Origin of the sequence: Paraburkholderia madseniana, from assembly GCF_009690905.1 — a bacterium.
Classification (GTDB): Bacteria; Pseudomonadota; Gammaproteobacteria; order Burkholderiales; family Burkholderiaceae; genus Paraburkholderia; species Paraburkholderia madseniana.
In genome coordinates, this window is the sequence record NZ_VOSW01000139.1 from 1 (window position 1) to 19,754 (window position 19,754).

The following is a 19,754-nucleotide window of genomic DNA, read 5'->3' on the forward strand; positions in this document are numbered from 1 at the left end:
GGGCGACGGCGGCCACGGCGACGGCGGCCACGGCGATGGCGGCCATGGTGACGGTGGTCATGGCAACGGCGGCCACGGCGACGGCGGCCATGGTGACGGTGGTCATGGCGACGGCGGCCACGGCGACGGCGGTCATGGCAACGGCGGCCACGGCGATGGCGGCCATGGTGACGGTGGTCATGGCAATGGCGGCCATGGAGACGGTGGCCATGGCGACGGCGGCCACGGAGATGGTGGCCATGGTGACGGCGGTCATGGCAACGGTGGCCATGGAGATGGCGGCAAAGGCGACGGCGGCAAAGGCGACGGCGGCAAAGGCAGCAGCGGCCAGGGCCATGGCGGCGGTTTCGGTGGAGGCTTCGGCGGCAGTGGCGGCCATGGTGGCGGTTACGGCGGCGGCCACGGCCACTAACGCGTCTTGCAACCCTCAGCGCGCGGGCGGCCGACAAACGGCCGCCCGCGCCGCTTCAATCACCTGCCTTCTGAAGTTCGAAAAACATCCGCTCGACGCGATCCACGAAAACACAAACAACGTTCGCCTGATAGAGTGCCGTCCATGATTAAATGCCGGGTCTCGCTCACCGCGTAAAACGCCAAAGCCAGCCGCCGGCGTGCACACCGCAACAGTCCATTCAGAACGGAGTCCGCGTTGAATAACAAACAGGCCTCGCTGCCGCAAGCTCCTTTGCGAATTGCGGCGGCGCAAGCGCAACCGGTTTCCGGCGACGTCACGGCGAACATTGCCAGAACGGTCGAACTGACCGGCGTTGCAGCCGACCACGGCGCGAAACTGGTGGTCTTTCCCGAGAAATTTCTAAGCGGCTACGAGCCTGACCTGATTGCCGGCGACCCCGCGAAATACGCCTTCGACGAACACGACGCGCGGCTCGAACCGATTCGGGAAGTTTGCCGCGAGCGAGGGATCGCCGTAGTCGTCGGTGCGGCAACACGTAGCATAGGCAGCGTGGACGCCCTTCATATTTCGTCGCTGATCTTCAACCATTCCGGCGAGCTGATCGAGCCGTATCACAAACAGCATCTCTACAGCGGCGAAACGAAGACTTACCGACCCGGCACGCAAGGCTGCATGCTGGAGATCGACGGATGGCGGCTCGCGCTCGGCGTGTGCTACGACTCCGGTTTTCCTGAGCACGCGCGCAACGCCGCTGTGAACGGCGCGCACGCTTATCTGGTGAGCGCGCTCTTCAGCGTGAAGACTGGCTATCACCAGTCGCGCATCTGGTTTCCCGCGCGTGCTTTCGACAACACCCTGTACGTGCTGTTGTCGAATCACGTCGGCATCACCGGCGGTTGGGAAACGTGCGGTGCGAGCGCGATCTGGGGCCCCTATGGCGACGTGCTGACGGAAGCGAGCCGCGATCGGGAGGAAGTGATTACCGCGCTACTCGACCCGGCGGTGCTGGCCGATGTCCGTGAGCGCGAAACAGTGCTCGCGGACTTCAAGACGCACGCGGTTGAGACGGCGGGTGAGTACGTGGTGCGCCGACTGGATTAACCGCACGCGCGGTGGCGACCCTACGTCTCGCTCGTCAGGACGTAGCATTCTCTGTGCCACGGGCCCTGCCGCTCAACTGCCTTTGCGGCTGTGATTACCCCGCATCGGCGGTCGGTGGCATGCGACATGTCATCCGCTACAATGGCACGCACTACCCACCTGGAGACTCGCTTTGAAATCTATCGTTGCTTTGGTCGCCGCGGCTGTTCTTTCTTCCACGGCGATGGCCGCTTCCACCACTGAGAAACTGCCTTCCGGCGTAATCGTTGAACATCTTACGCAGGGCACGGGTGCCCAGCCGGCCGCAGACGATGTCGTCAAGGTCAACTATCGCGGCACGCTCGCTAACGGCACCGAGTTCGATAGCTCGGCCAAACATGGCGGTCCGGCAACTTTCCCGCTTAATCGCGTGATTCCGTGCTGGACGCAAGGCGTGCAAAAAATGAAGGTCGGCGAGAAGGCCAAGCTGACCTGCCCGTCGGCCACGGCCTATGGCGAGCGCGGAGTTGGCCCGATTCCGCCGAATAGCGACCTGACGTTTGAAGTCGAACTCGTAGGTATCGTCAAGTAATACCGCGCGAAGTGCGCTGAGACTGAACCCCGCTCGGGAGATCGAAGCGGGGTTTTTCTTTTTCAGGGCACTGCATTTGCCCACTGAAATCTATCTGTGATAGAAATCGAGCTACTCTCGTGGTGACTGAACCTGACGTGTAGTCGATCGACTGGATTCTCTAAAAGAACAGAAGTTCTCGCCTTACTCGGCTGGCGCGAATAGCATCGACACATACACAATAGTGGACACGACGATAATGCCAACGCCGACGAAGACTTTGGTACGATTGAATTCAAGGCCGCCGTTGATGGCCACGCCAATGCCGACTACGGAAGAAAGCGTACCGATAGTGGCCAGCAATACGTGAAGCTTGCTGCGTATCAGGCTACGCCGCTCCGGACTTGCACCTTCTCTCCACTCCTTGAGTTTCATTGCAGTATCCTTTTTCACCGGTGGTCAGGTGGTCCGAAGATTCGCATGAGAGACAATGCGACAAAGCATGCCGTTTCGGCACGGAACAGATCACCAGTTGGGGCGCCGCGATCTACCAGTTCAACAAAAACTGGTTTGGCGGAGCGATGATCTACTATCAGCGATTGACGGGCTCGGCCGCCGAAAGTCCGATCGTCACGCAGCGCGGCACGCGCAATCAGATCACGTATGGGGTAGGCGTGGCGTATGCGTTCCGCTAAAAGTAGTAGCGTTCTTTTTTAAAGTCCTGTTGCATTCGGTCGTTTACCCTCTGCGCGTGCGGCAACACTGCAATCGCCGCTTTGCGCATTGCGGAAGATCTAGCCGTCATTCGTCGCGCGTCAGGAGCGTTTGCCATGAATATCGATTTTCACTACGGGGTGGTCTATATCGTCGCCCGTACCGGCGGGATGGCGCCCGCTGAGGCGCTCACGGTGGCCCATGCCTGCCAGTATGTCGACGATGCGACCACTTCAGGAATACTGCGTTTTGCCGGCGGCGAGACTTTTGAGCGCTTTGCCACGGCGCACAAGCTATTCGACTACACCAACACGGAAGACGACCAGAACCGTCTGGTGTGGACGCCATTTCATTTTCTACCTGCCGGTGAGGGGGAGACGCTTGAAGAGGAGGCGGTGTGCCGGCCGGATAGCGCTGTTGCTCGCGAGGTGGTGCGCCGCGCGATCCGGCAGCGGGGCTCGGACACGGCATTGCACCGCCTGGGCGTGACGCTGCACGCGTACGTCGATACGTGGGCTCACCAGGGCTTCGCCGGTATCGAAAGCCCGATGAACCGCGTTCATATGCTGGAGGCGGAAGATTGCACGCGAGAAGGCTGGCTTGCCCGTCTTACCCGCGCCACGCGGCATCTGGTCCAACACGTCGAGGAAGATGTACTGACGCTTGCACTGCCCGTCGGTCATGGGGCCGCTTTGCATTATCCCGATCAGCCGTGGGCGAAATGGCATTACATCGACGGCAGAAATGAGCGCGTCAAAAGGCACAATCTGCCGGAGTTCATGCAGGCGGCCGAGATGACTTGCCGCGCGGTGCGCGCCTATGTCGCGGGACGGGAAGATTTTGAATCCCAGCCCGGCTTGCCGGAAGATGTCAAAGCCGCGCTCACGGAGCTTCTCGATACCAATCGGAATCTCGACGACAACAAGCGCCTGCAGATCATTTGCGAAGCGGTGAAAACCGACGCCATTCCAGGCCTGTCAGAGTCGATTCCGGACTATGTAGCCAAGGGGCTCGGCTCCTGGAAATATAAAGCCACCGGTTTGCAGTCCGACGACGACAGCGGGGACCGCCCTCGGTGGAGCGACGTCTTTGAGAAAAGTGATTACCGGCGCTTTCACGACGCCGTCAAAGAGCACCGTTTTGTGATTACGCAGGACATTCTGCCGACTCGCGGACTACGGATCGCGTGAAAAGAGGGCGCTTTTGCGCGTCATTTCAATAGCCGCCCCAGCGGCCGCGTCCATGCCATTCGTGCTCGCGCCATTGCTCGCGACGCCATTCACGTTCACGCCATTCGCGGCGTTCGCGCCACTCGCCGTGGCGGTAGAAGGACAGTCCGGACGCAGGTGAAACAGCGCTGCGAGATTGGTAACGCGGGGTTACCGGCAAAAAAATGAACTGCCGCCCTTTGAATCTCCGGATGCTTGCCTATAGTAGAAGCGACTATTGCCGCATTGCACGGCGGCCGGCTTCTCTTGACATAGGTGACGGGGAAATAGAAATGACGCCATCGAATGCTGCAATCTATCAGGCTCAGGCTTGCACGCCGGATTCATTACGAACCCTTGCGGCCTATCTCGAACTGGCGCTCGACGAGGGAGAAAGCGTGGTTCTGATGCGGATCGGCACGCAGGTGCGCAGTATTTATGTCGGCAATCCGTCCGGCACGCTGGAGGATTTGACGGATCACGGCGTAGTGGCCGCTTTCCAGGCCGACGAGATGCTCGCATTGACGCAGTTGGGACTCAACCGGATAACCGCCGACGATCAACAGTACCGGTTTGTGCGCAGCGTGCGGTATATCGCCGACCGCCAGGTTGTCGTTTTTACGCCGACTTAAGCGGCTGGCTCGCAATGGGAAAAGCTAAAGAATGCGGCTATCGGATACAGGACGCGAAAGGTTCGTACTCCACGCGATGCGCTCCCGCGTAAACCTGATGCCCTTATAGGCTCGTAGATCTGCCTTTCTCGCGCTATTCATGGCATAGTGCGATCGATTACCACATAAGGAGCAATCAAATGCCCACGTTAGAGCAAATCCAGGCGAAGCTTAAGAAACTCCAGGCGCAAGCTGACGTCCTTATTGCCAGGAAAGCACAAGCCGCGGTCGACCAGATTCGCGACCTGATGCTCAAGCACGGCCTCACTACCGCAGATATCGAAGAAAAGGCAAAGGCGAGACGCGCCGCGCGCGCCTTGAATGGTCATGCTGCAGGTGGCAAGGTAAAAGCAGTCAGCGCGGGTAAGTCGCTGCCGAAGTACCGCGACCATAAAACCGGCGCGACATGGACAGGTCACGGGCGTGCACCGGCCTGGATTGCTGCCGTGAAAGACCGGACTCAATTCCTGATTGAAGGCGCAAGCGAACTGAAGTCCGCGGCAAAGGCAGCGGTGGCTCCCAAAGGCAAAAGTAAAGGCCAGCCTAAAGGCGCGCAGCCGCCCAAGTACCTCAATCCGAAAACCGGTGCGACCTGGAGCGGACGCGGCCCGGCGCCGGCATGGCTCGCCACGGTCAAGGATCGCACCAAATTTCTGATCGATAGCGCTGCGGCCACCAGCAATGTCGCCGCCCAAAAAACCGTCACGGCGAAAAAGGCAGTGGCGTCCAAAGCGGCTGGGAAGAAGGGTACTGCGGCGACTAAAAAGGCTGCGGCAAAGAAAAGCGTGGCCAAGCCCGCTGCGAAGAAAGCCGCGGTAAGGAAGACTGCCGTGAAGAAAACCGCGACGGCCAGGAAAGCACCGGGCCGCAAGACGGGTGGTAAAGGCAAAGCCGGCGCGACGAGCGTTGCCGCAGCGCCGCAAACCTCGACGGTACAAGCCGGCGTGTGAGCGCAACGGAGTCGTGAAGTAGATGACCAGCATGCTAGAAGTACCCCAGCAGGAGGACCATGTCGTCCTGCTGGACTCCGTTCCTCATCCGGCAGCCGATGCCGCCGAACCATTCATTGTCGCCAGCGACCGCCGGGTGATTCTGGCTTATCCGATTGCTGAATCCGACTTCGAACGGTTCGGACCATTCGATTCCGACGACGATCCATTTTGCACGGTGCTATTTCCCGACGCCGTGTTTCATCGGCTCGGGCCGCCCGGCGATGTCGATCTCGAGATCCATCCACTCGCGTCGCAAGGGCTCAGTGGGTACTCGGTTCACGAAGTCATGAATTCGTCGCTGGCCGCCGAGATTTCGGCCGTCACGTCGCCTGGTCCTGCGCAACGCCATTTCGTCATCACGTTTCAGGGCGCGACCTTCGAATGCGTGGCATCGGACTATACGGTGGTCGGCGTGTATGGCGCGGGTGAGATCGCCTGCCGGGAAGCCTTCTCGCTGGTCCGATAGTGTTGCTCACGCCCGTCGGGAAGTTCGCGCCGCTGCTGGCTACGCAGCGGCGACGGAATGACTGCGCAACGCGCTGCTGTTTCCTTTCAATAACATTTTCCCGCCAAATTCGAACATATGCTCAATGACTTTTTTTAGCTTTTATTTTTGAAACATGTTAAAAAGCTTTCCGTCATCGTATATTGACATGAAGTCTTCACGCAGTGAGGGCAGACTGGCGTCAACGAATGGCGCGCCGCAGAGATTGAAGCAGCGCATTCGAAATTACATATAAATATATTACGAGGCATCGAACGCTCGATTGAAGCGGACCTGAGTTCAGGCGCGCGTCACGAAGAGCAGGCGGGTATCACGTCGAGTGGTACGTGTTTTCGGTGCAGCAGCGGTCGTCGCGGATCGGATTTGCCGGCGTAAAGATACGTAATGTACGTAAAGGCAAATCGCATGGGCCTGATCCCCGGTAGTACGGCCGCAAGGCGTCCGCGAGCGCGGGCGCGGTATCGGTACGCATTTGCCTTGCGCAAGTGCATGCGAATACGCCATGCCCATCGAAAAACTCCTTGTTCCGCTACCGGCGGGCCTGAAAGTCTACGTTGAACGTCACGTATTCGATCCGGCCTTCGAGAGTGTCATTCTGATCAACGGCGCGCTGGCCACCACGGCGTCGTTCGGACAGACAATCAAATACCTCGGCGAACGCTATAACCCAATTTGTTTCGATTTACCCTATGCGGGTCAATCGAAAGCGCATAACGTGTGCGACTTCGTTCTGACAAAAGACGATGAAGTCGACATTCTGCTGCATCTAATAGGCTTATTCGAGCCTAGCTTCCTGTTGTCGGTGTCGTGGGGCGGGGTGGCGTCGCTGCTGGCGCTCTCGCGGGCGCGCACCAGCGTGAGACGCGCTGTGATTGCGTCGTTCTCGCCGCGGCTCAACGCGGCGATGACCGCGTACGTGACCGCGGCACGCGACCACATCGCCGCCGGCGAAAATCTGAAGGCCGCGCAGTTGCTCAACGATACCGTTGGCCAGCATCTGCCGCGCATCATGAAGCTCTATAACTACCGCTACCTCTCAACGCTGCCACGCGACGAGCAGGATCAGGTGGCCTTTCACGTCGACCAGATTCTGGCCATTCGTCCAGAGGACTATCTGCACGAGTTCCGCAACATCGAGTGCGGTCTGAAATTCCTCAACGGCGAGATCGACGACTACACCACACCGGAGGACGCCCGTTCGCTTAGCGCGCATCTGAAGCGCGCCGAGTTTCTGACGATCGAGCAGGCCGGGCATTTCCTCGATCTCGAAGGGCGGGCCGCGCTGCGCCAGGTTCGGACGGCCATTTTCGATTACTTCGGCGCCGCGCGGGCGCAGGCGCCAGGCCGTGGGCTCGACTGTTTCGACACGTTCGCCGCCCGCGCGCCCATCATGCCGGTGCAACAACCCGCCATCGCGAACGTCGCGAACGTCGCGAATGTCGCGTTGCAAGCTTCCGCCGATCACTCGTTTCAACAGGTCGAACTACCGTGAATATCGCTCAGAGCATCGCTATCGTCGTACCGTGGACGCTGTGGCTGCTGTATTGGATCGCGACGTCGAACCGGGTCAAAGAAACCGCGCGCAAGGAGGCGTCTCTATCGCGCACGTTGCAGTCGATTCCGTTGATCGGCGGAGGCGCGTTGATCGTCCTGCCGGACTTCAACACAGCGGCGTTGTCCTTCGATCCGCATGCGATCGGGCCGTTGCAGTTGGCAGGCCTCGCCGTGCTGCTGGCCGGCCTCGCATTTTCCGTGTGGGCGCGGCTGCATCTCGGCACTAACTGGAGCGTGTCGGTCACACTGAAGGAAGGGCATGAGCTGGTGCGCAGCGGACCTTATGGACTGGTTCGTCATCCGATCTATACCGGCTGCCTGCTGGCGCTGCTCGGCGCTGTGCTGATCGGCGCGCAATGGCGTGGCGTGGCTGGGTTAGTGCTGATTTTCGCCTCGCTGGCGTACAAGGTCCGGGTCGAAGAGAGCTGGCTGACCGGTCACTTCGGCCGCGCGTATTCGCAGTATCGTCGCGACGTCGCCGCGCTGATTCCCGGTCTCTTCTGAGCGACCTGAATGACGAAAGTCATCATCACCGCGATCGGCTCGGCGGGCGACGTACATCCTTTGCTCGGCATCGGCGCGGCGTTGGCTGCGCGCGGCCACGAGATCGTCTTCTGCACGCATCCGCCGTTCGCGGAGGCTGTCTCGCGCCAGGGTTTCACATTCGTGCCGATCGGCACCGCCGCCGAATATGAAGCGGCGATGGCGAACCCGGCGCTATGGCATCCGCGTACGTCATTCCGCACGTTGTGGGCGGTGATCGCGCCGACGTTGCGGCCGCATTTCGACACGCTGGCTGCGTTGACCGATAACGACACCGTGCTGGTCGGCACGTTGTGGGCTTTTTCAGCGCGGTTGATGCAGGAGCTGTATCGGGTGCCGTTCGTGTCGGTACAGGTCTCGCCGTCGACACTGCTCTCCGCGCATGCGCCGCCCACCCACCCGCGGCTGACGATTCCGCGTGGCTTGCCGCTGGCTGTAAAAACGGCGCTGCTGCGGCTGATCGAGCGCCAGGCGCTCGACAAGGTCTGCGGCCCCGCATTGAATGCGTTGCGTGTGGAGCTGGGGCTCGCACCGGCGCGGCGCATTTTCGGCGAGTGGCTGCATTCGACCGACGGTGTGCTGTGTCTCTTTCCCGACTGGTTCGCGCAAGCTCAGCCGGATTGGCCGTCGCCGCGCTGCCTCAGCGGTTTTCCGCTGTTCAACGACACGGGCGTGCACGCGCCCGATCCGCAACTCGACGCCTTTCTCGCCGCGGGCGAGCGGCCGGTGGTTTTCACCGCCGGTTCGACCTTGATCGATCAGGCGCGCTATACGAATGCGGTGAGCGCGGCGCTGGCGGAAAGCGGGCTGCGCGGGATTCTTTTGACGCCGGATGCGCCTCGAACCGAAGCGCCAGCCGCCCAAACAGACGCACAGGGCGCGCTGCTCAAGCGGCGCTACGTGCCGCTACAGAAGCTGTTGCCGCGCTGCCGGGCGCTGGTGCATCACGGCGGCATCGGCACGGCGGCGCTTGCGTATGCTGCCGGCATTCCGCAAGTGGTTACGCCGTTCGCGCACGATCAGTTCGATAACGCGCAGCGTGTCGTCGTGAGCGGTTGCGGCGTTCGGCTCGATAAACCACTGGAGCCGCAGGCGCTTGCGCGTGCGCTGAGGCATTTGCTCGGCAGCCCGTCAATCGCGACGCAGTGCGGGCGCGTGCAGGACCGGCTCGCGTCGTCGCCGGATGGTTGCGAGGCGGCCGCACGCTATATCGAAGGTTTCATGCCGACCGGCATGCGCGCGCAAACCGTCGGCCGCATGTCTTTGCCGGCGTTCGCAGACAGCGGGCATAGCGTATGAGCGCCGCCACGCCATTGCCGAAACGCGCCGCGTCGTTTGACGAGGCGCACGGCGTCGGCCCTGGCGCCACCGGCGAGCGCAGCGTACCCGGCATGCGCGGTGCGCGGCTCGCCTTGCTGACGTTCGCGCTGTCGCTGGCCACATTCATCGAAGTCCTGGATTCGACGGTAACCAACGTCGCGGTACCGGCTATTTCCGGCGGCCTCGGCGTGTCCAACAGCCAGGGTACGTGGGTGATCAGCTCGTACTCCGTGGCCGCCGCCATCGCCGTGCCCTTGACGGGCTGGCTCTCGCGGCGGGTCGGCGAAACGCGGCTGTTCCTTGGCGCGGTGATCCTTTTCACGTTGACGTCGCTGCTATGCGGTGTGGCCGGCGACTTTCATCTTCTGGTGGTATGCCGGGCATTGCAGGGGCTCTTTTCCGGGCCGATGGTGCCGCTTTCCCAAACGATCCTGCTGCGGACCTTTCCGCCGGATAAGCGCGTCGTGGCACTCGCGCTGTGGGCGATGACGGTGCTGCTTGCGCCGATCTTCGGTCCGGTGGTGGGCGGCTGGATCATCGACAATTTTTCGTGGCCGTGGATCTTCCTGATCAATCTGCCGATCGGCATCTTCTCGTTCGCAGTGTGCATGACGCTGCTGCGCCGCGATGCACCCGTTGGCAAGGCGGTGCCGATCGATCTGCCTGGCATTATCTTGCTGGTCGTCGGCGTGGGCTCGCTACAGACGGTGCTGGATCTCGGTCACGACCGCGGCTGGTTCGATTCGCCTTTGATCCTGATGCTCGCGATCATCGCCGGGTTGGCGATCGTGTCGCTGTTGATCTGGGAGGCGGGCGAACGGCATCCGGTGATCGATCTGAGCCTGTTCCGTGATCGCACGTTTTCGTTCTGCGTGCTGATCATTTCGCTGGGCATGATGAGCTTCTCGGTGGTGGGCGTGATCTTTCCGCTCTGGTTGCAGGCTGTGATGGGCTACACCGCGTACCAGGCCGGACTCGCCACCGCGCCGCTTGGCGTGCTGGCGCTGGTGTTCTCGATTCTGGTCGGCATTTATGCGGCCCGTTTCGACGCGCGCGTGCTCGCGACTTTCGGCTTTCTCGTGTTCGCGGCCGTGCTGTGGTGGGATGCGCATTTCACGCTGACCATGACTTTCACACAGATCATCACGCCGGGTCTGATTCAGGGCATCGGCTTGCCGTGCTTCTTCATTCCGTTGACGGCAGCGACGCTCTCGCGCGTATCCGACGACAAGCTCGCCGCGGCCTCCAGCCTGTCGAATTTTTTGCGCACACTGTCGGCGGCGTTCGGCACGGCGATGAGCGTCACGCTATGGGATAACCGCGCGCTGTATCACTACGACGTCGTCGCGCAGTCGGTGACGAAATCGTCCGGTAATACGCAGCGCTTCGTTCAGAGTCTGCACGGCATGGGCATCGACGGCGCGCGCGAACTCACCACCTTGCATTACGTCGTGCAGCAACAGGCCTACATGATGGCGACCGGCGACATGTTCTACATGGCAAGCATCACCTGCCTCGTGCTCGCCGTCATGATGTGGCTCACGCGTCCCAAGCGCGGCGCGGCGATGGCTTTAGGTCACTGAGGAACTTCGAATGACGATCCTGGGCGCATTGATCATCCTGTTTCATCCGAGTGAAGAGCAGCTCGCGCGCGCGGTGGCGATGCGTTCGGCGTGCGACCGCTTGCTGGTGGTCGACAACTCACCGTTGCCGGACGCGCGCGCCGCGATGATGCTGGGCGAGGCTGGCGTCGCGTTGCTGCATCACGGTAATCGCAACGGCATTGCCGGCGCCTTCAATTGCGGCTTGAGTGCGCTGTTCGACGCAGGCGCGGATGCGGTCGCGCTGTTCGATCAGGATTCCGAGGCGCCGGAGGCTTACTTCGCCGTGATGCGCGACCGGTGCACGTCGATGAGTGGCCGGGCATTTTTAGCGGGCCCGCGCATCTTCGATGAAAACGATCAACGCTTCCTGCCCGAACTCGCGACGAGCGGTTTGGCGGTAGAGAGGCTGTCGATACACGCCGATGCCGCGCTGCAGCGCTGCGCGTTTCTGATTTCGTCCGGCTGTGTCATTTCACGCGAGGCGTTCGCGCGCCTCGGCCGCTTTGACGAAGCGCTCTTTATCGACCACGTCGATACCGAATACTGCCTGCGTGCATTGCTGCGTAATGTGCCCGTGTACGTGGTGCCGTCGCTCGTGCTGCTGCATCGGATCGGCTCACGGCGCCGCCACAAACTGGGTTCTCTGGAATTGACGACGATGAATCACCCCGGTTTCCGCCGCTATTACAGCGCGCGAAACGCGATGCAGCTTGCGCTGCAATATGGAATGCGTCTGCCGGTCGCAATCGTGCCGAACGTGCTGACGCTCTGGCAAATCGTGCAGATTGCGCTGCTTGAAAAAGACAAGCTGGCCAAGCTCAACGCGATTGCGCTGGGTCTATTCGATGGGTTCTTCGGACGAATGGGGCCGCTTGAGAGGACCCGTCCGCGATTTGCGTCCAAATTGGCCAGGACCACGAATGCGGTTAATGCGGCTAACTCGGCGAGCTTTGGCGAGATGAATACGCGGGTAGCAGGAGAACGTGCAATGCCTCTTACCCGGCACTCATGAGACGGTCTATGCAATTCCCTATGCCACGCACCTTGCCGTTGCTGCTGCCGCTGCTGCTGATTGCAGCGGCGCTGACCGGTTGCGTGAGCGATGCGGGTCTGCAAGCCAACGTCAAACCGATCAAGCCATCCGCCGATGCACTTTCGCAGACCATCGGGCCAGGCGCGAACGGTGCATGGCCCGCGCCCGATTGGGTCAAGCGCTACCGCGATCCGCAACTGGATGAGCTGACCGCTGAAGCCTTGCAAAACAATCCCGACCTGCAGATTGCCAAAGCGAGAGTGGGTGCCGCGCAGGCACAACTCGAACAGTTTGCTTCGCTCACCGGCCTCACCGGCACGGCGGGCGCGACAGTGAGCAAGGCCCGCTTACCGCAGCCGAACGACGTGGCTAACGTATCTGTCGGCGGCCAGCAGATTCCGGTGCAGTTGTTCAATGATCCGGTGGTGTCGCCGGCCGCGTTGTTCGCGGGCCTGAGCTACCAGCTCGACCTGTGGGGCAAGAATGCCGCGCTGACCGGCAGCCTGCTGTCCACGCGCGACGCCGCACGAGTCGATGCGGAGCAGGCGCGGCTCACGCTGACGGTCGCGCTCGTGACGCTCTACTGCGAGCTCGACCGCGCCTTTGCGATGCAGGACATTTTGCTGCAAAAGCAGCAGGCCGCGGACAGGGTCGATGCGGTCTTGCGCGAGCGTGGCGCGCGTGGCATCGATAACGCGTACGACTCGGCCGATGCCACACTCAAGCGAAGCCGGCTCGCCTCCCAGCAGGCGCTCAACGACGAGCGCATCAAACTGACCGAATTGCAGATCGGCGTGTTGACGGGGCGCGGCGCGGAGCGGGGTTTGTCGCTGCATCGTCCGCAACTGGCCGCGGCGGCCGATGCGCCGATGCCTGCGCAATTGCCGGTCGATCTGTTGGGCCGTCGGCCCGACATCGTGGCGGCGCGTTTGCGGGCTGAAGCGGCGCTCGCCAACACCGACGCCACGCGGGCCCAGTTCTATCCGGACGTGAATCTGGTGGCCTTTGCCGGGCTGACAGCATTGACGCCCGGCGCGCTTTTCTCGCGCGCGGCGTTGACCGGCTCGGTGGGACCGGCGATCTCCTTGCCGATTTTCGACCGGACCCGTTTGCACGCGCAATTAGGCGGCGACTACGCCAATGTCGACGCCGCGATCGGCCTCTACAACAAGACCGTCGACGAGGCGCTCGGCGAGGTCGCGCGCCAGCTGACTTCCTTGCGCACTGTCGATACGCTCGCGACCGAGCAGACGCGCGCCGTGGAAGCGGCCTCGCATATCGTCGCGATCGCTGAAGAGCGGCATCGCCGCGGCATCGGCATGCAGAAGGACGTGACGCTGGCCGACCTGTCCTTGCTCGACGAACGCGCGCAGCAGGTGGATTTGCAGGGCCGCCGCAGAATGCTGCAGGTTGCGCTGGTCGGCGCGCTCGGTGGTGGCTTCGACGTACGCAAGGTGGCCGGCGCACCGATTTCTCACTATCAGACCACCTTTCCCTCCCACGCACGCATCACGGATACGCACTTCGATTGAATGCACAACGATAAACAGGCACAACATGCCGCGGGCTGGACCGAGGAGCAGGCAAACCCGGCAAACGCGACAGGCATAGCGGGCGACGCGCATGATTCGAAACGGGCGGCGCGCCGGCGCCGTTTTGCCGCTTTCTTCGGCGTGGTGGCGCTCGCCGGTGTGGCGTGGCTGACGTATTGGGGCTTAAGCGCGCGTTTCTTCGAAGAGACCGACGACGCCTACGTGGCGGGCAACATCGTCCAGATCGCCGCGCAGATACCCGGCACGGTCACCGATATTCTGGTGGACAACACACGGCAGGTGCGTGCCGGTCAGCCGCTCGTCAAACTCGACGATGCGGAGGCGGCCGCCGCGTTTGCGCAGGCCAAAGCGCAACTGACACTCGCCGTGCGACAAGTGGCAAACGCGACGATCTCGCGCAAGCTCTATGTCCAGTCAATCGACGCGCGCCGCGCCGAACTCGCGTTGGCGCAACGTGCGCTGGCGGCGCGCGATCATGCGTCGGTGGAAGTCGTGTCGCCGGAAGAATTGGCGCGCGCTCGCGAAGCGGTAGCAGTCGCGCAAGCGAACCTCGCCTCGGCGCAAGTCCAGCTCGATGCCGCCCGCGCGCTCGGCGGGAAATTCCCGGTCGAAGCCAGCCCGCCGGTTCTGCAGGCCGCAGCGCAATTGCGGCTCGCTTACCGTAATCTGCAGCGCACCACAGTCGTTTCTCCCGTCGACGGCACGGTCGGACAGCGTTCGGTACAGATCGGCCAGCAGGTCGGGCCGGGGCTTGCACTCATGTCGATCATTCCACTCGAGCGTCTTTGGGTCGAGGCGAATTTCAAGGAAGGCCAGATTCGCAGCATGCGCGTGGGGCAGCCGGTACGCATCGTGTCGGACGTGTACGGCTCGCAAGTGGTGTATCAGGGGCACGTGGAGGGCTTTTCAGCTGGCACGGGTAGTGCGTTTTCGATGCTGCCGTCACAGAACGCTGCCGGTAACTGGATCAAGGTCGTGCAGCGCGTGCCGATCGTGATTTCGCTCGACGCGGCCGAACTCGCGGCGCATCCGTTGCGGCTCGGCCTGTCGATGCAGGTCTCGGTGGATACCCATGTGCGCAGCGGTCATCTGATCGGCAACGATACGCCGGCGGCCACACAGAGTACCCGCGTTCACGATAACGTCTCGCGCGATGCGGACGTGCTGATCGCTCAAATCATTCGGGACAATAGTGACCGTGGGGGTGCTGCTGACTAGATTGCCGCCGCTGCGCTACTGTGGCTAGTTGCCCGGATCGATCACGGGCTTGTCAGGATCTGCCAGCGTTTTATAGGGTAGCGACGCTGCGTGCGGGTTGGTCGTGGTGTCGTCGATCACGCGCTCGACGTCAGCGGTTTTTGCGAGTTCCGCGAGGAACGTCTGTTTGTCGAAGCCTGGTGCGACGCAGCCTTGTACGTAGATGAAGCGACGTTGCAGCGTAAGCCACAGCGTCGACTGTTCGCGCCAGTGAGTGGCGTAATTGATGTTGGTGAGACGCCGTTGGACGGCGTCGGCGATTTCCACGTCGTAGAGATACGCGTTCGACAGACGGCAACGGCCCTCCACCCAGCAGCTATTGCCGCGCTCGATCCGGTAATGACTGTCGTCGAGCCATTCCTGCTCGGTCTCGAGTGGACCTAAGGGAACCGGGCATTTGTCGATCGCTTTGGATATCTGAAAGAATGGATCGTGGCCGCGATTGACGCGTTGCGCTTGCGCCTGGGCATGCGTCGCGGCCATGCAGATCAGCAGACTCGCCAGGTGCTGTTGGATCAGGCGCTTCATCGTCTTGGGCTCCGGGATTTGAGCGTGGGGCAGACGGTTCAACGGTTTAGATTCTCGACTACCCCGTCGAGATTATGCCGCGGCGGCTCAAAACCTCACTGACTCTTGCGACGATTTTCAACGGCGAACTTGATCAACTCAGCCTGGCCTTCGATATCGAGCTTGCGTTTCAGATTCAGCCGATGCGTTTCCACCGTGCGCACCGAGAGGTCGTTGCGTTGAGCGATCTGCTTGCTCGAGAGACCTTCCGCGAGCGCATCGAGAATATCGCGCTCGCGCGGTGTGAGCCTTTCAATGGGCGACTGCGTCGCCGATGCCTGGATCAATCGCGCGCCCAGCCCCGCGCTGAAAAACGTCTTGCCTTCCAGCACCGCGCCAATCGCCTGAATGATTTCGGTGGCGGGCGAGTCCTTGAGCACATAACCGCTGGCCCCTGCGCGCACCGCCTGGGTCACGTACTCGAGGTTGTCGTGCATGGAGAGCATCAGCACGCGTATCGCCGGGAAGCGCTCATGAAACATGCCGGCCAACGCGATGCCGTTCATTCCGTTCATGCCAACATCCATCAGCACCAGATGAGGTTCCTGGCTGGCGGCGAGTGCGAGTGCTTCCTGCGCATTGCCCGCTTCGCCGACGATTTCGATGTTGCGCACGGCTTCTAGCCGGGCGCGCAAGCCGTCGCGTACCAGCGGATGGTCGTCGATCAGAATCAGACGTGCGATGGCAAGTGACATGCCGTTCATAGTGAGGTTTCCTGCAAGGCCGGCGATTGAAGCCCAGACGCAACGATCGGCACGCGCGCGGTTACGATCGTATGACCGGCTTGCGAACTGAGCGACAGCTTGCCGCCCAGTACGTCCAGCCGCTCGCGCATATTGCGCAGACCCACGCCCGCGCGTGGACTGACGAGTGCGTGCGCCACATCGAAACCGCGCCCGTTGTCCGAAATCGTCAGCGTGACGGCGTCGCTCGATACTTCCAGCGAAAGCGCCGCGCTGGACGCCTGTGCGTGCCGCACGATGTTCGTCAGTGCTTCCTGGGCGATACGGAACAGGACCGTGTTCACGGCTTCCGGCAAAGCCGCTGCATGAGTGTGGGCGATCTGCGTGAAGAAAAAAAAAGTGAGCTGCTCCAGCGCGGCTGCAACGCCCAGGTCATCGAGCATTGACGGACGCAGCGCGTGGGAAATGCGGCGCACTTCACGCAAGGTATCGCCGATGCGCGCCACGCTGGTCGATAGCGCGGCTTCCGCCGCAGGCACGCGTACATCGCTGCGTTCGAAGCGCGCCAACGCCGATTCGAGCAGCAACTTCACGGAAACCATCATCTGACTGATGCCGTCGTGCAATTCACGCGACAGGCGCGCCCGTTCGTTTTCCTGCGAGTCGACCACCTGCTGCGCGAGCCGCTTGAGTTTTGCATCGGCACTGCGGTATTCGGTGACGTTGAGTACCAGCGCACACAATGCGATCACGGCGAGCCCGGCGAGTGCGATGGCGTCGATCCACTGCATCGTGCGGTCGATGTTGGCCGCCGCGCGCTGATCGATGTCAGCGAGCGTGGCGTCGACGTCGTCGAGATAGATGCCGGTGCCGATCATCCAGCCCCAGCGTTCGAGCGGCACCACGTAACCCAGTTTCGACGCGAGCTTGCCCGTCGACGGACGATGCCACACGTAGCGCACATAGCCGCCGCCGCGCGTGGCCGTGGCGAGCAATTGCTGGATCGTCAGCTTGCCTTGCGGATCGCGTAGCTCCCAGAGGTCGCGTCCGACGAGATCGGGTTCGCGCGGATGCATCAGCGAACGGCCGTGCATGTCGTAGACGAAGAAGTAGCCGTCCTTGCCGAAATCCATTTTCTCGAGGATGTCGAGCGCGCGGGTGCGCAGCATTGCGTCGTCGCGGGCGTTGTCCTGGCCGGCGTTGTAGAGCGGGGCGATCGCCGTGGTCGCGAGCTCGACGTAGTGTTTGAGCTCGATTTCCTTGCTGGCCAGGTACGCGGCCTGGGTGGTCGCGTGCTGCGTGTCGGCGAGCGCCGTGGCTTCCTGGCGCACGCCAATTTCAATGCTGGCGATGGCCGCCAGAAAGGGCACGATCGCCAGCAGGACAATCTTTGCTTTGAGTTTCATCGTAGACAGGACGGCCGACGGGCTACGTAGTATTACGTAGCCGGCTTACGTAGTTGCGCGCTTGTGAGAGCGCTCACGAAGGCGAATACTACATCCCCACGACGCACCGCGCCTTCCGGAGCGCGATTTCAATAATAGACCTAGGAGAAGTTTGTGGAGACCTCCCAATCTGCCGGCCGTTCATGGCTATGGCTAATCCTGCTGATCCCGTACATCGCGTTGCTGTGGTTGCCGTTCTATAACGACACGCGGCCCTCGTTCGCCGGCTTTCCGTTCTTCTACTGGTATCAGTTCTTGTGGGTTCCGTTGACCTCGCTACTGATTTACGTCGTGTACCGAGGTGTCAAATGAGCGATGTCAATCCTGTCAACCCGGTCGCGATGACCGTCTTTATCGCGTTCTTTGTTCTCGTCACCGTGATCGGTTTTTTTGCCGCGCGCTGGAAGCGGGGCGATCTGACGCAATTGCATGAGTGGGGCCTGGGTGGCCGCCAATTCGGCACGGTGATTTCGTGGTTCCTCGTCGGCGGCGACTTCTATACCGCTTATACGGTGATCGCGGTGCCCGCGCTGGTGTATTCGGTGGGCGCGTATGGCTTCTTTGCGCTGCCGTACACGATCATCGTCTATCCGTTCGTGTTCGCGGTGATGCCGAAGCTGTGGAAGATCGCGAAGGCGAAGGATCACATCACGGCAGCGGATTATGTGCAGGGCGAATACGGTGGCAAGTGGTTCCCGGCTGCGGTTGCATTGACCGGCATTGTCGCGACGATGCCATATATCGCGCTGCAACTGGTGGGCATGCAGGTCGTGATCAAAGGGCTAGGTGTGACGGGCGAGATGCCGCTGATCGTCGCCTTCGTGATTCTTGCGCTTTACACGTACGCAAGCGGCTTGCGGGCGCCGGCGATGATCGCGTTCGTCAAGGACATCATGATCTATATCGTCGTGATTGCAGCCATTTGGCTGATTCCGGCGAAGCTCGGCGGCTATGCGCATGTGTTCGATGCGGCTGATACGTATTTCAAGGCCAAGGGCGGTGCAACCGGGATCATTCTGAAGCCGGCTCAGTTCACTGCTTATGCCTCGCTTGCGTTAGGTTCGGCACTGGCGGCGTTTATGTATCCGCATACGATGACGGCGGTGTTGTCGTCCTCGTCGGCTAATACGGTGCGCAAGAATGCGATTTTCCTGCCGGCTTATACGTTGTTGCTGGGGTTGATTGCGTTGCTCGGGTATATGGCGATTGCGGCTGGGGTGCATGTGAAGTCGGCGTCCGATATGGTGCCGGCGCTGTTTAACACGCTGTTCCCGTCGTGGTTCGTTGGCTTTGCTGCTGCGGCTATTGCGATTAGCGCGTTGGTGCCCGCCGCGATCATGTCGATTGGTGCGGCTAATCTGTTCACGCGGAATTTGTGGCGTCCTCTCGTTTCGCCGGATATCACGCCTGAGGCTGAGGCTTCTACGGCGAAGATCGTTTCGCTGGTTGTGAAGTTTGGGGCGCTGTTGTTTATTGTGTTCCTGCCGACGCAGTATGCGATTGATTTGCAGTTGCTGGGTGGGGTTTGGATTTTGCAGATCTTTCCGGCTATTGTGTTTTCGTTGTATACGCGGCGGTTGAATACGGCGGGGTTGTTTCTTGGGTGGTTGGTCGGGATCGTGCTTGGGACTGGGCTTGCTATTTCTCAAGGGCTAAAGCCGGTGTTTGCTTTGCATGTTGGGGATGCGGTTTATCCGGTTTATATTGGGTTGATTGCGCTCGCTGCTAATGTTGTTGTTAGTTTTGTTGTGTCGGTTTTGTCGCCGCGGAGGGTTGTGGCGGCGGTTTGATGTTTTTGGCTGGCTGGCGCTGTTGGGGTGCTTGCTCGGGCGGCGTTGGCCTTTCCTTGTTTTGTTAGTGGTCTATTAGCGTTGCCCCTGTGCGGGGCGGCACCTACTTTTCTTTGCATGCCGTGTATAGACCGGGGACATGGTTGACAGACGTGCGGGGACATCATTGACACTTTATGGTCAGTGATTTTCGCTCCTCAGGTCAAGGGTGAGGATGCGATGATGGGCAAACCAGAATTCAAATACGCC

19 protein-coding genes and 2 pseudogenes are annotated in these 19,754 nt (G+C 61.2%); 16 read left to right on the forward strand and 5 right to left on the reverse strand.

Annotation, left to right across the window (positions count from 1 at the left end; translation table 11 throughout):
- Positions 1–379, reverse strand: a 379-nt coding sequence (locus tag FSO04_RS40865) for a hypothetical protein (RefSeq protein ID WP_199203102.1), incomplete at its 3' end; no start/stop codon positions are given.
- 270 nt (positions 380–649) lie between these two features.
- Between FSO04_RS40865 and FSO04_RS40870 the strand changes: the two genes are divergently transcribed.
- Positions 650–1,516, forward strand: coding sequence for a carbon-nitrogen hydrolase family protein (locus FSO04_RS40870; protein ID WP_154567072.1), 867 nt, complete (start codon positions 650–652; stop codon positions 1,514–1,516).
- A gap of 223 nt (positions 1,517–1,739) precedes the next feature.
- Positions 1,740–2,087, forward strand: a complete 348-nt coding sequence (locus tag FSO04_RS40875) for an FKBP-type peptidyl-prolyl cis-trans isomerase (protein ID WP_233465191.1) — start codon at positions 1,740–1,742, stop codon at positions 2,085–2,087.
- 183 nt (positions 2,088–2,270) lie between these two features.
- On the opposite strand, the gene FSO04_RS40880 is transcribed toward FSO04_RS40875, so the two are convergent.
- Positions 2,271–2,501: a DUF2964 family protein gene (locus FSO04_RS40880; protein WP_154567073.1), complete on the reverse strand. Its 231-nt coding sequence runs from the start codon at positions 2,499–2,501 to the stop codon at positions 2,271–2,273.
- On the opposite strand from FSO04_RS40880, the gene FSO04_RS40885 reads away from it, so the two are divergent.
- The 12 genes and pseudogenes from FSO04_RS40885 (at position 2,501) to FSO04_RS40945 (ending at position 14,981) form a co-directional block, all read left to right on the forward strand.
- The gene (locus tag FSO04_RS40885; RefSeq protein ID WP_154567074.1) at positions 2,501–2,761 is read left to right on the forward strand and encodes a MipA/OmpV family protein; all 261 of its coding nucleotides are present in this window, start codon (positions 2,501–2,503) and stop codon (positions 2,759–2,761) included. The genes FSO04_RS40880 and FSO04_RS40885 overlap by 1 nt on opposite strands.
- A gap of 135 nt (positions 2,762–2,896) precedes the next feature.
- Positions 2,897–3,970 carry a DUF6765 family protein gene (locus FSO04_RS40890; protein WP_154567075.1) on the forward strand — a complete coding sequence of 358 codons (1,074 nt, stop codon included), beginning with the start codon at positions 2,897–2,899 and terminating at the stop codon, positions 3,968–3,970.
- A gap of 311 nt (positions 3,971–4,281) precedes the next feature.
- Complete coding sequence (locus tag FSO04_RS40900; protein ID WP_115776790.1) at positions 4,282–4,620, forward strand: hypothetical protein; 339 nt, start codon at positions 4,282–4,284, stop codon at positions 4,618–4,620.
- Positions 4,621–4,799: 179 nt separating this feature from the next.
- A complete protein-coding gene (locus FSO04_RS40905) occupies positions 4,800–5,609 on the forward strand; it encodes an H-NS family nucleoid-associated regulatory protein (protein ID WP_154567077.1) in 810 nt (269 codons plus the stop codon).
- A 22-nt stretch (positions 5,610–5,631) separates the two neighbouring features.
- Entirely contained in the window at positions 5,632–6,117 is a 486-nt protein-coding gene (locus FSO04_RS40910) for a hypothetical protein (protein WP_154567078.1), read from the forward strand.
- 541 nt (positions 6,118–6,658) lie between these two features.
- Positions 6,659–7,495, forward strand: a pseudogene (locus tag FSO04_RS40915) (alpha/beta fold hydrolase); the annotation flags it as partial.
- Positions 7,496–7,644: 149 nt separating this feature from the next.
- The gene (locus tag FSO04_RS40920) at positions 7,645–8,214 is read left to right on the forward strand and encodes a methyltransferase family protein (protein ID WP_166618361.1); all 570 of its coding nucleotides are present in this window, start codon (positions 7,645–7,647) and stop codon (positions 8,212–8,214) included.
- 9 nt (positions 8,215–8,223) lie between these two features.
- Positions 8,224–9,552, forward strand: coding sequence for a glycosyltransferase (locus FSO04_RS40925; RefSeq protein ID WP_154567081.1), 1,329 nt, complete (start codon positions 8,224–8,226; stop codon positions 9,550–9,552).
- On the forward strand, positions 9,549–11,156 hold the full coding sequence (locus tag FSO04_RS40930; RefSeq protein WP_154567082.1) for a DHA2 family efflux MFS transporter permease subunit: 1,608 nt from the start codon (positions 9,549–9,551) through the stop codon (positions 11,154–11,156). The genes FSO04_RS40925 and FSO04_RS40930 overlap by 4 nt, the downstream gene beginning before the upstream one ends.
- A 10-nt stretch (positions 11,157–11,166) precedes the next feature.
- Positions 11,167–12,063, forward strand: a pseudogene (locus FSO04_RS40935) (glycosyltransferase family 2 protein); the annotation flags it as partial.
- A gap of 134 nt (positions 12,064–12,197) precedes the next feature.
- On the forward strand, positions 12,198–13,742 hold the full coding sequence (locus FSO04_RS40940) for an efflux transporter outer membrane subunit (RefSeq protein ID WP_154567084.1): 1,545 nt from the start codon (positions 12,198–12,200) through the stop codon (positions 13,740–13,742).
- Positions 13,743–14,981 carry an HlyD/EmrA/EmrK family protein gene (locus FSO04_RS40945; protein WP_154567085.1) on the forward strand — a complete coding sequence of 413 codons (1,239 nt, stop codon included), beginning with the start codon at positions 13,743–13,745 and terminating at the stop codon, positions 14,979–14,981. It abuts the gene before it with no gap.
- 24 nt (positions 14,982–15,005) lie between these two features.
- Here the strand turns inward: FSO04_RS40945 and FSO04_RS40950 are convergent, their stop codons facing one another.
- From FSO04_RS40950 to FSO04_RS40960, 3 genes are all read right to left on the reverse strand, one after another.
- Positions 15,006–15,548 (reverse strand): hypothetical protein, encoded by a 543-nt coding sequence (locus FSO04_RS40950; RefSeq protein WP_154567086.1) that lies wholly within the window; start codon positions 15,546–15,548, stop codon positions 15,006–15,008.
- Positions 15,549–15,643: 95 nt separating this feature from the next.
- A complete protein-coding gene (locus FSO04_RS40955) occupies positions 15,644–16,291 on the reverse strand; it encodes a response regulator (RefSeq protein WP_154567087.1) in 648 nt (215 codons plus the stop codon).
- Entirely contained in the window at positions 16,288–17,676 is a 1,389-nt protein-coding gene (locus FSO04_RS40960) for a cache domain-containing protein (protein ID WP_154567088.1), read from the reverse strand. The genes FSO04_RS40955 and FSO04_RS40960 overlap by 4 nt, the downstream gene beginning before the upstream one ends.
- A gap of 153 nt (positions 17,677–17,829) precedes the next feature.
- Here FSO04_RS40960 and FSO04_RS40965 point away from each other — a divergent pair, with 153 nt between their 5' ends.
- Positions 17,830–18,027, forward strand: a complete 198-nt coding sequence (locus tag FSO04_RS40965; RefSeq protein ID WP_093634922.1) for a DUF3311 domain-containing protein — start codon at positions 17,830–17,832, stop codon at positions 18,025–18,027.
- A complete protein-coding gene (mctP, locus tag FSO04_RS40970; RefSeq protein ID WP_154567089.1) occupies positions 18,024–19,505 on the forward strand; it encodes a monocarboxylate uptake permease MctP in 1,482 nt (493 codons plus the stop codon). The genes FSO04_RS40965 and mctP overlap by 4 nt, the downstream gene beginning before the upstream one ends.
- Positions 19,506–19,754: the final 249 nt, after the last annotated feature.

What these genes read in the sequence shown, in the direction of transcription:
- FSO04_RS40880 (WP_154567073.1), bottom strand. Translation starts at nt 2,501, where the DNA reads ATGAAACTCAAGGAGTGGAGAGAAGGTGCAAGTCCGGAGCGGCGTAGC.
- FSO04_RS40930 (WP_154567082.1), top strand. Translation starts at nt 9,549, where the DNA reads ATGAGCGCCGCCACGCCATTGCCGAAACGCGCCGCGTCGTTTGACGAG.
- FSO04_RS40945 (WP_154567085.1), top strand. Translation starts at nt 13,743, where the DNA reads ATGCACAACGATAAACAGGCACAACATGCCGCGGGCTGGACCGAGGAG.
- FSO04_RS40960 (WP_154567088.1), bottom strand. Translation starts at nt 17,676, where the DNA reads ATGAAACTCAAAGCAAAGATTGTCCTGCTGGCGATCGTGCCCTTTCTG.
- FSO04_RS40955 (WP_154567087.1), bottom strand. Translation starts at nt 16,291, where the DNA reads ATGAACGGCATGTCACTTGCCATCGCACGTCTGATTCTGATCGACGAC.
- mctP (WP_154567089.1), top strand. Translation starts at nt 18,024, where the DNA reads ATGAGCGATGTCAATCCTGTCAACCCGGTCGCGATGACCGTCTTTATC.
- FSO04_RS40925 (WP_154567081.1), top strand. Translation starts at nt 8,224, where the DNA reads ATGACGAAAGTCATCATCACCGCGATCGGCTCGGCGGGCGACGTACAT.
- FSO04_RS40900 (WP_115776790.1), top strand. Translation starts at nt 4,282, where the DNA reads ATGACGCCATCGAATGCTGCAATCTATCAGGCTCAGGCTTGCACGCCG.
- FSO04_RS40905 (WP_154567077.1), top strand. Translation starts at nt 4,800, where the DNA reads ATGCCCACGTTAGAGCAAATCCAGGCGAAGCTTAAGAAACTCCAGGCG.
- FSO04_RS40875 (WP_233465191.1), top strand. Translation starts at nt 1,740, where the DNA reads ATGGCCGCTTCCACCACTGAGAAACTGCCTTCCGGCGTAATCGTTGAA.
- FSO04_RS40910 (WP_154567078.1), top strand. Translation starts at nt 5,632, where the DNA reads ATGACCAGCATGCTAGAAGTACCCCAGCAGGAGGACCATGTCGTCCTG.
- FSO04_RS40940 (WP_154567084.1), top strand. Translation starts at nt 12,198, where the DNA reads ATGCAATTCCCTATGCCACGCACCTTGCCGTTGCTGCTGCCGCTGCTG.
- FSO04_RS40890 (WP_154567075.1), top strand. Translation starts at nt 2,897, where the DNA reads ATGAATATCGATTTTCACTACGGGGTGGTCTATATCGTCGCCCGTACC.
- FSO04_RS40950 (WP_154567086.1), bottom strand. Translation starts at nt 15,548, where the DNA reads ATGAAGCGCCTGATCCAACAGCACCTGGCGAGTCTGCTGATCTGCATG.